An 11504-nucleotide genomic window follows, 5' to 3' on the forward strand; every position below is an offset into this window, starting at 1 on the left:
CCTAACGGAAAAATCGATAGTAATAGCTATTACAATATGCAACCATTAAGTTGGTAGTATATCTTCGCTTCCTAAACATAATAATTTGAGTGCTTCGGTTTTTTTAATTACGCCACCATTTACACAGCTTAATACGCCCTATCCTGCAACGGCTTATTTAAAAGGCTTTTTAAATACCAAGAGCATTCGTGCTTTTCAAGCAGATTTAGGTATTGAAGTAACCTTGGCTTTGTTTAGTAGTAATGGCTTGCGCCAATTATTTGCCCAAATTATCCCTAACCAAAGCACATCAGATAATGCGTGTAGAATGCTTGCCTTACAAGCAGATTATATTAGCACTATAGACGATGTGATTTTATTTTTACAAGGTAAAAACCCCACCCTATCACACTTAATTTGTAAACGTGATTTTTTACCCGAAGCAAGTAGGTTTAAGCAACTAGACGATTTAAACTGGGCTTTTGGTAGTATGGGGCATCAAGATAGAGCGAAACATTTGGCCACCATGTATTTAGAAGACCTAAGCGACTTAATTACCGAATGTGTAGACAGTCATTTTGGTTTTAGTCGCTACGCAGAAAGGCTTGGAAGAAGTGCCAATAGTTTTGATGAATTGTACGAATCGTTACAACAACAATACACCTATATTGATAGCATTTTAATAACCATTCTTGCCGAAAGAATGCAAATGGTTAACCCCAAAATAGTCTGTATATCTGTACCATTTCCTGGTAACTTGTATACCAGCTTACGTTGCGGTCAATGGATTAAACAACATTACCCAACCGTGAAAGTGGCTATGGGTGGCGGCTTTGCCAATACAGAATTACGCTCACTGAAAGACAAACGTGTATTTGAATTTTACGACTTTATTACGCTAGATGATGGTGAAGCGCCGATAGAAAACCTAATAGCTTTTATTGAAGGTAATACCACTATAGACCAATTAAAACGCACGTTTACATTGGTTGATGGCGAAGTAACTTATATAAATAATAAAGCCACAAAAGACTACAAACAAGGCGAAGTAGGTACACCCGATTACAGTGATTTTTGGTTGGATAAATATATATCTGCCATAGAAGTGGTAAATCCGATGCATAGCTTATGGAGCGATGGCAGATGGAATAAGCTCACGATGGCACATGGCTGTTATTGGGGTAAATGTACTTTCTGCGATATTAGCCTTGATTACATAAAACTCTACGAGCCAGTAGCAGCAAGCCTTTTGTGTGATAGAATGGAAACATTGATTGCTCAAACAGGGCAAAATGGTTTTCACTTTGTAGATGAAGCGGCACCACCTGCACTGATGCGTGCATTAGCCCTAGAAATTATTAAACGTAAACTTACCGTAAGTTGGTGGACCAATGTACGCTTTGAGAAAAGCTTTACAAGAGACTTATGTATCTTACTAAAAGCCTCAGGTTGTATCGCCGTTTCTGGTGGCTTAGAAGTAGCAAGCGATAGACTTTTAGCCCTTATACAAAAAGGCATTACAGTAGCGCAAGTAGCTAAAGTAAATCGCAATTTTACAGAAGCTGGCATTATGGTGCACGCTTATTTGATGTATGGCTTTCCTACACAAACGGCTCAAGAAACTATAGATAGCCTAGAAATGGTAAGACAACTATTTAAAGCCGGCATTTTACAATCCGCTTTTTGGCACCAGTTTGCCATGACAGCACATAGCCCCGTGGGCTTAAACCCGGAGAAATTTGGGGTAAAAAAAGCCAAAGAAGTGGCTATTACATTTGCTGATAACGATGTTGAACATATAGATGAAACAGGCACAGAACATGATAAGTTTAGCTACGGCTTAAAGAAATCATTGCTCAATTATATGCATGGGCTTTGTTTTGATGAACCACTGTCCATATGGTTTGATGCAGAAGACATGGGCTTTAAAGTACCTAAAACAAAAGTAGCCGCAGACTTTATTGTAAATGCCTTACTAGAAGACGATACCACTACCTATAAACCTACAAATAAAATTGTATTTATAGGTACGCAGCCACAGCTTGAGATTATTACAAAAACAAAAAAAGGCAATAGCTGGCAAGTAGCATCACTTACATTTTATACCAAAAAAGAAACCATAAACATACGGGTAGATGAAGCACAAGGTAAATGGCTAGCGCAAATACTACAAGAACTATCTGTACAAAACCCAAAGCCTTATAACCTGCAAGATGTAACCAACAGTTACGAAGCGGCAGGTCTAGAAGATTTTGAATTATTTTGGGATAATAAACCTTTGAACACTTTACACAAAGTAGGGTTATTACGCCTATAGTTACCCATTTTCTTGTTTTTGAATTGCTTCTTTCTCTACCAATTTTGATTCAATTCTTGGGTCGGGAATAAACCACATAGTAGCTACTGCAAAATACATAGCTAGCCCGAGCCATGGGTGAACAAAACTTAACAAAATTCCGCTCGCATAAATAATAACAGAAATCTTGCCTTTTTTATCTCTTCCTAATGCGGCTACCAAAGTAGATCGTTTCCCATGAAGCTTAATTAAACATTTTGCAAGTATATAATAAGCAACGCCTGCCATAAAGGAAACCACACCATATAGCACAACTGGCCAAGTGGCAAAATGATTTTCACCCATCCACCCAGTAACAAACGGGAAAAGCGATATCCAAAATAGCAAGTGAATATTTGCCCACATTACAGGCGCATTGATTGTTTCGGCGGCTTGAATGATGTGGTGGTGATTATTCCAATAAATAGCCACATTTACAAAGCTTAAAACATAGCTAATAAAAACTGGCAATATTGGCAGTAACGATACCAATGAATCACTGTGAGGCACTTTCATTTCTAGTACCATAATGGTAATGATAATGGCAATTACACCATCACTAAAAGCTTCTAGCCTACCCGTACCCATATATTATATTTTAAAAAAGCAAGTTACCCTAAATATAATACCGCCAAAATGATTTTTTAGCGATATTACTATAAAAAATTAGCATGTGTTAGCAGGAGGCTTTTATGAGAAACTATAAACAAGACCCAATAATAAACAAGCCAATACAATAAATGGTGCACGTATTTTAGTAAACTGTAACAACGAAAATGTGGTAATTACAACAGCAACATCTAGCCAGCCAATACGACTATTATGCCAAATTTCGTTTACCAAAGTAGCATTTATTAAAAAAATAGTTGCACCAATCATAATGCCTACAACGGCTGCATTAATACCTTCGAGTGAGCGGTAGATAACCGCATACTTTTTAAGATTATGCCATACTGGAAAAAAGAATAATACCAATAAGGCACTTGGTAAAAAAATACCAATACCACCTAAAAAGCAGCCCAACGCTTGCGAGAAAAAGGTATTATCGCCTCGCAATACCATACCGCCTGTAAACGCACCTATAGAAAATACAGGACCTGGAATAGCTCGCACAATACCAGATCCTGTTAAAAAATCTTGCTGCTCCATTTTTAACACATCACGCTTACTGTCAATAATGCGTTGCGTAGTAGGGCGTACCACATATTGCTCGTACATAAGTGGCATTAACACATCGCCACCACCAAATACCAAGCTACCAAAACGATAATGGCTCTCAAATACGTTAAAGGCTTTGTGATTAGGCCAATTATTTTTAGTAGATGTTTCACTGAAATAACCAGCAATACCAAACAGTGCCAGAAATATCAGCAAGTTGCCCCACTTAATTTGCTTGGGTGGTACTTCTTTTTGTGGTATACGTTTATCACTAAAATTAGTGGCAATACCTGCCATTACTAGCAAAGCAGGAAATACCCAAGGCGTTTTAAAATATAAAAAAGTAGCTATTGCGGCTACTACCATTACTACCCTTGTAATGGTATTATTTACAGCAATTTTAAAAATTCTAAACGCAGAAAAAGCAATAAACGCTATCGCCATCGGCTGTATAAAATGGAATATTTTGGTGTTGATAGACTGATCGCTAAAATAATCTAATAAAAAAGATAACCCACCCATGAGCAAACAAGCAGGTGTTATCCAAATGATTAGGGTTAAAATGGCTAAGGGAATTCCACCGCGTTTATACCCAATTAAAGTGAGCGTTTGTGTTGAAGAAGCCCCAGGCAACATATTGCAAAAACTTACAAAATCTACCAACTCATTTTCTGTAATGTCTTTACGTTGATGTACAAAAGTTTTTAACATCATCCCATAATGCCCATTAGGCCCACCAAAGGCCGTTATACTGTGCCATAGCACTGCTTTTAAAAATGGAGTATGACGAACAAGATGCATGTATCTATTTTAACGCAAGCTGTTTGGATTTTCAATCTCACAAACATAAGTATAATTTAAAAAACAGTATAAAGAACCCATCAAGGTTTCAGTGGTCTGTTTTTGTGCTGTAACATCCATTTTTTCTTGATCCATTATTTTGCTAGTTATAAACATCATACTCGTACGCCCATATTCGTGCCACAAATGGTTTTATAATAATTAACCCAACATTGACGCACCTTACGTATCTAATATCATTACCATCATTTTCACCAGTAGTATATCTTTACCCCATGAGCAAAATAAAAACCGCTTTTTTCTGTAGCAATTGTGGATACGAAAGCATGAAGTGGGTAGGTAAATGCCCTAGCTGTAGCCAATGGAACACATTTGTAGAAGAAGTACTAGATAAAGGCAACGCAAAAGAACACAACTGGAAAGACTTTAAAGGCGAGAAAAGAGCTACCAAAGCGGTGGCACTGCAAGATGTAACGGTTACTGAAGAAAGACGCATAGTAACCAAAGATGGCGAACTAAACCGTGTACTTGGAGGTGGCGTAGTACCTGGCAGTATTATATTGGTAGGTGGCGAACCGGGCATCGGTAAAAGCACGTTGTTTCTACAGCATGGCCTAATGATGAACGAGATTGTGGTGCTATACATTAGCGGGGAAGAAAGTGAGTCGCAAATAAAAATGCGTGCGGATAGGCTAAAAATAAAAAACGATAATTTCTATTTATTGACTGAAACTAGCGTACAGTCCATCTTTCAAGAGATAAAAAAACTACAGCCACAATTGGTCATTGTAGATTCAATACAAACCATACAATCTAGTTTAATTGATTCTTCTGCTGGTAGTGTTAGCCAAATACGTGAGTGCGCTGCCGAGTTTCAGCGCTTTGCAAAAGAGACCAATACACCAGTATTTTTGATTGGTCATATTACCAAAGATGGTAGCATTGCTGGCCCAAAAATTCTAGAACACATGGTGGATACCGTACTACAATTTGAAGGAGATAGACACTATGCCTACCGCATTTTGCGTACACTTAAAAACCGCTTTGGTAGTACCTCAGAATTGGGCATTTATGAAATGACAGGCGATGGTATGCGGGAAGTAAGCAACCCATCTGAAATATTAATTACCCAAAGAGAAGAGCAATTAAGTGGTAGTGCAATTGCCGCTTCGCTTGAAGGGATGCGACCATTGCTGATAGAAGTACAAGCCTTGGTAACACAATCAGTTTATGGCACACCACAGCGTACCGTAAGTGGGTTCGATTTAAGGCGCTTACAACTTTTATTGGCAGTACTCGAAAAACGTGGTGGCTTTTTGTTTGGCACCAAAGATGTGTTTGTAAATATTGCCGGCGGCCTAAAAGTAGAAGACCCCTCTATAGACCTTGCTGTCATCTGTGCTTTGCTAAGTAGCTATGAAGATGTGCCTTTACCACCGCATGTATGTTTTGCAGGCGAGGTGGGTTTAAATGGTGAAATACGTGCTGTAAACCGCATAGAACAGCGTATTGCAGAAGCAGAAAAACTGGGCTTTGAAAAAATAATTGTGAGTAAATACAACAAAAAAAGCTTTGACCCGAAGGCTTATAAAATACAAGTAGTACCTGCAGGGCAAGTGCATGAAGTGTATCAGTTCTTGTTCTAGTACATAAGCTGCCACTCAAAACCATATCGATTTATCTGAATCAAGTAGTCGACTATTTTACATGCTTCTAAGCGGTACACGCAAGAGGCAATTTCATTTAATGGCTTACCTGAAGCTAAGGATTGGATGCTTCATTACTAATTCTTCCAATTTTTCGATACGATTGGATGTATCGATAGCAATGCATCCAATCGCATTATTACGATTGGATGGATTACAACCAATTCTTCCAATCTCATGTTGTCAATTGGATGCATTACTACTAATTCATCCAATTTTATTGCTACGATTGGATGGATTGCAATCGATTCATCCAATTAACACCTAAAAGCAATCAACAATCACCATACTTCGTAGCGCAGTTTGGCCCAAAATTTTTGCAATGGATTGGTTTCGGGTAAATGATAATTAAACCCAAACCCTAGCTTGCCTACGGTTGCCGCTAATAATTGGTAATGGCTTGCAGAAAGATTATTGGGTTGTTTCGCTACGTTATTGGCTACTATTTTGCCTGTTACTTGCGGCTGTAAAAAGGAGCTATTAGCCTGTGTCGGCTTACCTGCAACGGTGGGTATGGTAAGGCTAGTTAAGTTTTCTATCTCTAAAAATGATACTATTTGTGCGATGGTAACATCAACATGACTACACAAATCTTCGTAGCGCACACAGAGGTATCTTGGGTTTTGTAAAGCCGTTTGTTCGGTTGCAATGCGAAAGCTGTGTTGCATATCTTTTACAAAAACACGTAAAGGCGTATTTGGCTCCATTTGCTTGCGAGAAGCTAAAATAGCCGCAGGATGCCTAAGAACATGTAACACTTTTGCATTTGGGAAAAACTGCCAAAGTCTTGTAAGGTGCTGCTCTTGGGTGGGTGTTTTATCTACCCAACACACTGGCTTACTATTAGGCAATATTTGCTGCAATACATGTGCGTAAGCTAACTGCAATACTAAGTGCGGCCACATGGTATTAGTGGCTTGCAAATATTGTTGTACCAAAGGCCACCAACTAATAAACGCATTGGTAAAATCAACATATGGCGACTTTTCTAAACTAGTGTTACCAAGTATCCAATAAGGTGGCTGATTAATAGGATTAGCCAAGCGTTTTAACCATTCTATACACATAAAAGCCATCGCATCTTGGTCTTTCAGATGCTGTATTTTTCGCTCAATATTGGTAATATAAGTGCCTTCTGAAGGTAATACCGATAAGGCAGGGTGTGCATCTAATAAATCACGCATTAAGGTAGTACCACTGCGATGAACACCACAAATAAAAATAGGGCACTGGCAAAACTGCAGAGCTTGGACTATTTGCAATTCTGTAAATTCAATTGGTGATAATTGTTTTGCAGCATTGTACACCGTAGTAGCCCAAGTGTTAGTAGCGTTCTGCAAGGCTTTACTAGGGCTATTATTGGTGCGATAGCTGGGGAGTAAAGCGCTTAAATCTTGTTCTTGCTGAATAATGGTTGCTAACACGTCAGTAATAGTTGAGTCATGTACAAGGCGCCGCGGTATGTAACGCAACGAATATTATTTAGTACTACGATGCTGGTAACATAAAAAAATCCCAGCACTTTAATTAGTACTGGGATAAATATCGAAGTAAGTTAGCAAAAGGTTTACTTCATAGTAAAACCTTCTAAAAACTTGGTTGTGAAATTACCTGAACGGAAATCTTCGTTTTTCATTAATTGTAAATGAAAAGGAATGGTGGTTTTAACACCTTCAATAACGTACTCGCTGAGTGCACGGTACATTTTATCGATGGCTTCTTCACGCGTTTGTGCCACGGTAATTAGTTTACCAATCATACTATCGTAAAATGGCGGGATGGTGTAGCCTGCATATACGTGGCTATCTACCCTTACACCATGACCACCTGGCGTGTTAAGGTTGGTAATTTTACCTGGTGATGGACGAAAATCATTGTACGGATCTTCGGCATTAATACGGCATTCAATGGCGTGTAATTGCGGTTCATAGTTAGCACCAGATATTTTTTCGCCCATGGCTATTTTAATCTGTTCTTTAATTAAGTCGTAATTAACAACTTCTTCGGTAACGCAGTGTTCTACCTGAATACGGGTATTCATTTCCATGAAGTAGAAATTGCGGTGTTTATCTACCAAGAACTCAATAGTACCAACACTTTCGTAATTAATAGCGCTTGCAGCTTTAATAGCAGCTTCGCCCATTGCTTTACGCAATTCTGGCGTCATAAAAGGTGAAGGACTTTCTTCCACCAACTTCTGGTGACGACGTTGGATAGAGCAATCTCTTTCGCTAAGATGACATACGGTACCGTATTGGTCGCCCGCTACTTGAATTTCTATATGACGCGGTTCTTCTACAAACTTCTCCATGTAGATACCATCGTTTTTAAACGACGCAGCCGCTTCAATTTTAGCAGTTGTAAATGCTTTTTCTATTTCCTCTTCTTTCCATACCACACGCATCCCTTTACCGCCGCCACCTGCAGTCGCTTTTAAGATGACAGGATAACCAACTACGTTTTTAGCCAAGTCTTTCGCTTGCTCAACACTTTCAAGTAAACCGCCACTACCTGGTACTACAGGTACACCCGCTTTAATCATGGTTTCTTTAGCCGTGATTTTATCGCCCATAGCGTTAATCATTTCGGGTGTAGGACCAATGAATTTAATACCATGATCGGCACAGATTTGAGAGAATTTGCTGTTTTCCGCCAAAAAGCCATAACCTGGGTGAATAGCATCGGCATTGGTAATTTCTGCCGCCGCCATAATGTGGGGAATATTGAGGTAAGAATCGGTACTTGCTGGCTTACCGATACAAACAGCTTCGTCAGCAAAGCGAACATGTAAGCTGTCTTTATCGGCAGTACTGTACACTGCAACAGTTTTGATGCCCATTTCTCTACAAGTTCTGATAACACGTAAGGCAATTTCGCCACGATTGGCTATTAATATTTTTTTGAACATTTGGTTAATTTGATAATGTGATAATGCACTAAAACATTAACGACGTTAGAAAATAAAACAAAGCAACAAAATGCAATAAATAGAATTTCTACTTAGTTCATCAAGTTGCTTTGCATTAACTATTATTAATTAGGTTCAACCAAGAATAACGGCTGATCGTACTCTACTGGGCTATTATCTTCTACAAGTATTTTAACAACTGTACCGCTGATTTCGGCTTCAATTTCATTGAATAATTTCATGGCTTCGATGATACAGATGGTTTTACCTGGTGTAATTTCTGTACCTATTTCTGCGAAGTTGGGTTTGTCTGGCGAAGGTTTACGATAGAAAGTACCAATCATCGGACTTTTAATCGTTATTAGGTTATCAGCTTTAGGGGCTGCTGGTGCAGGTGCTGCGGCTGGCTGAGGCGCTGGAACTACGACAGGTGTTGGTGCGGCAGCTGGAGCTACGTTATATACTTGTTGCGGTGGCGTTGCAACGGTTACCACTGGCTCTTCTTTTTGCTTAATGGTAACCTTACCATCTTTATCTTCTATACTAATCTCTCCAATATTACTCTTGTTAATGATCTTTATCAGATCGTGAATTTGCTTTAAGTCCATAAGAAGAATTTTTTGTTAAGGAAGTAATCGATTTTTGCGATTGGTTTTTATTCTAGCTTAATTTATAAGAGGCGGCAAAATAGCCATATTTTGATAGAAACACCCATTTTTTTTATAAAAAGGCTATTTTTCGAACATTTTTGAATGAAAAAAAGGGCATTTTACATAAAACAGAACATCCATAAAATACAAATGGAGCAATTGTAATTGCTCCATTTGTGTATCGATAATTTAGAAAATTACTCTTTTACTCTTTCTACGTAATCACCAGTTTTGGTGTTAATACGGATTAATTCTCCCTCATCTACAAAAAGAGGTACGTTTACAGTTGCACCAGTATCTATGGTTGCAGGTTTCGTAGCACGAGTAGCAGTATCACCACGTAAACCAGGCTCACAATAAGTAATTCTCACCACAATTTTCTCTGGTAATTCAGCACCAATTGGTTGTTCAGTTTCTGTATTTATAAATACGGATACTTCGGCACCATCTTTTAAAAATTGTGGAGAATCAATCATTTCTTCAGCCAATACAATTTGCTCAAAGGTTTCGTTGTTCATTAAATTATAACCACTCTCATCTTTATACAAAAACTGATACGTCTTCTTTTCTACACGAATAGGGTAAACGGTTTCACCGCTATTCCAAGTTTTTTCTATACTGCGTTTGTTATCAACGCCTTTTAATTTAGCCCAAACTTTTGCAGCTGCACGCGCTGTTTTGTTTTCGCCAAATTCTACTACACTATATAAGCTGCCATCTAGTTTTAAAATCATGCCGCGGCTTATGTCTGAAGTTGATGCCATTTTATGTTTATTTTAGGTTGGCAAAAGTAGGGATTGCTTAGAGAAAAAAATCATTCAGCTTTTTTTAACAACTAGGCAGCAAAGAAAATTAAATAGGCATCTTCTGTAACAAAAGTGTGTTTACCTCGTTAATTATGGTATCCGCCGAAAAAAATTGGAGAATATTTAAGAAATAATAGTACTTTTGCATAAGTGAAACAAAAAAGACACATAAAAAAACTAATTGTTGCTGCATCACTCGCTTTGAGTGTCCAGGTGGCAATTGCGTCTATTAGTTTCTCTGGTATGACTGACGAAAAAAGTAAAGGCAGTAAATATTCTTTAAAGAATCTCAGCCTTTTATCACATAGAACATTGTCGCTTTCTACTGTTAAACTACATCTCCTATTTAAGGGTAGTGATGTACTTACACAAAAATCTACTTCTACAGGATTAGAAATAAACTCTTTATTGTACTACAATAGTGGTAATACTACTTATATCATGCCTTATAAGTTTAAAGTAAAAGTGCCTAAGTTTAAAACGCCTACTGCGCCTATTAATTAATCTTATTTGTTAAGTATCCTGTAACCACTTGAAGGCACGTCAAATCTTGAAGCTGGCACTGGGTTTAGATTAAATTTTGTAGCTGAATATCTAACTTTTTTACCGTCTACAGCAACTACTTCATATTCAAGCACTAGACCAGGGATATCTTTAAACTCATAATCTACTTCTCTTACAGAAGACAATAAGTTTGGTGTAAAATAAAGCGTATACACTTTACCATTTTTGAGTTCTAACTGCGCTTTTTTACAATCGTAACCTAATATTTTTTTGGTGTCCTTGGTAATGGTAGTAACCATATCAATAAATTCTTCTTTCTCTTTCAACCATTGGGCGCTATCTAATTTTGTAATAAATTTATTTGTGCCTATTTCTCGTAAAATAGTAGCGCTACCTTTCGTTTTATCGTAAAAAATGGATTGTGAAAAAGCCGAACTAATCAAGTCTATGCGAGAATTGTTGCCTTTAATATAAATAATTTTTGAAGCAGATTTTAGATTATCTGCTAAGTTTTTATCTGCAGCACTTGAGTCGACAGCAATAGCATACACAATAGTGCATTCCGCTACTACTCGCTGCTGAGCAATCGCCTTCACATTTATCAATAATGTTGATATGATTATAAACATTAACCGCATGCTTCCAAATATTACAACA

At 37.9% G+C, this 11504-nt stretch carries 10 protein-coding genes; 3 read left to right on the forward strand and 7 right to left on the reverse strand.

Annotated features, from left to right (window positions below; genetic code table 11):
• The first annotated feature begins 85 nt into the window (after positions 1-85).
• Complete coding sequence (locus tag ACFOW1_RS08245) at positions 86-2296, forward strand: B12-binding domain-containing radical SAM protein (RefSeq protein WP_379013507.1); 2211 nt, start codon at positions 86-88, stop codon at positions 2294-2296.
• On the opposite strand, the gene ACFOW1_RS08250 is transcribed toward ACFOW1_RS08245, so the two are convergent.
• Positions 2297-2902 carry a TMEM175 family protein gene (locus ACFOW1_RS08250; protein WP_379013508.1) on the reverse strand — a complete coding sequence of 202 codons (606 nt, stop codon included), beginning with the start codon at positions 2900-2902 and terminating at the stop codon, positions 2297-2299.
• 102 nt (positions 2903-3004) lie between these two features.
• Positions 3005-4273, reverse strand: a complete 1269-nt coding sequence (gene chrA, locus ACFOW1_RS08255; RefSeq protein WP_379013509.1) for a chromate efflux transporter — start codon at positions 4271-4273, stop codon at positions 3005-3007.
• Between the two features lie 275 nt (positions 4274-4548).
• On the opposite strand from chrA, the gene radA reads away from it, so the two are divergent.
• A complete protein-coding gene (gene radA / locus ACFOW1_RS08260; protein WP_379013510.1) occupies positions 4549-5919 on the forward strand; it encodes a DNA repair protein RadA in 1371 nt (456 codons plus the stop codon).
• 341 nt (positions 5920-6260) lie between these two features.
• On the opposite strand, the gene ACFOW1_RS08265 is transcribed toward radA, so the two are convergent.
• The 4 genes from ACFOW1_RS08265 to efp form a co-directional block, all read right to left on the reverse strand.
• Positions 6261-7403, reverse strand: a complete 1143-nt coding sequence (locus ACFOW1_RS08265; RefSeq protein ID WP_379013512.1) for a sulfotransferase family protein — start codon at positions 7401-7403, stop codon at positions 6261-6263.
• Between the two features lie 143 nt (positions 7404-7546).
• A complete protein-coding gene (gene accC, locus ACFOW1_RS08270; RefSeq protein ID WP_379013513.1) occupies positions 7547-8887 on the reverse strand; it encodes an acetyl-CoA carboxylase biotin carboxylase subunit in 1341 nt (446 codons plus the stop codon).
• A 125-nt stretch (positions 8888-9012) separates the two neighbouring features.
• Positions 9013-9495: an acetyl-CoA carboxylase biotin carboxyl carrier protein gene (gene accB / locus ACFOW1_RS08275; protein WP_379013514.1), complete on the reverse strand. Its 483-nt coding sequence runs from the start codon at positions 9493-9495 to the stop codon at positions 9013-9015.
• 239 nt (positions 9496-9734) lie between these two features.
• On the reverse strand, positions 9735-10301 hold the full coding sequence (gene efp, locus ACFOW1_RS08280) for an elongation factor P (protein ID WP_379013515.1): 567 nt from the start codon (positions 10299-10301) through the stop codon (positions 9735-9737).
• A gap of 192 nt (positions 10302-10493) precedes the next feature.
• Here efp and ACFOW1_RS08285 point away from each other — a divergent pair, with 192 nt between their 5' ends.
• Entirely contained in the window at positions 10494-10847 is a 354-nt protein-coding gene (locus ACFOW1_RS08285; protein ID WP_379013516.1) for a hypothetical protein, read from the forward strand.
• Between the two features lie 2 nt (positions 10848-10849).
• On the opposite strand, the gene ACFOW1_RS08290 is transcribed toward ACFOW1_RS08285, so the two are convergent.
• The gene (locus ACFOW1_RS08290) at positions 10850-11485 is read right to left on the reverse strand and encodes a hypothetical protein (protein WP_379013518.1); all 636 of its coding nucleotides are present in this window, start codon (positions 11483-11485) and stop codon (positions 10850-10852) included.
• Positions 11486-11504: the final 19 nt, after the last annotated feature.

Source organism: Parasediminibacterium paludis (assembly GCF_042651445.1).
In the GTDB taxonomy this organism is placed as follows: Bacteria; Bacteroidota; Bacteroidia; order Chitinophagales; family Chitinophagaceae; genus Parasediminibacterium; species Parasediminibacterium paludis.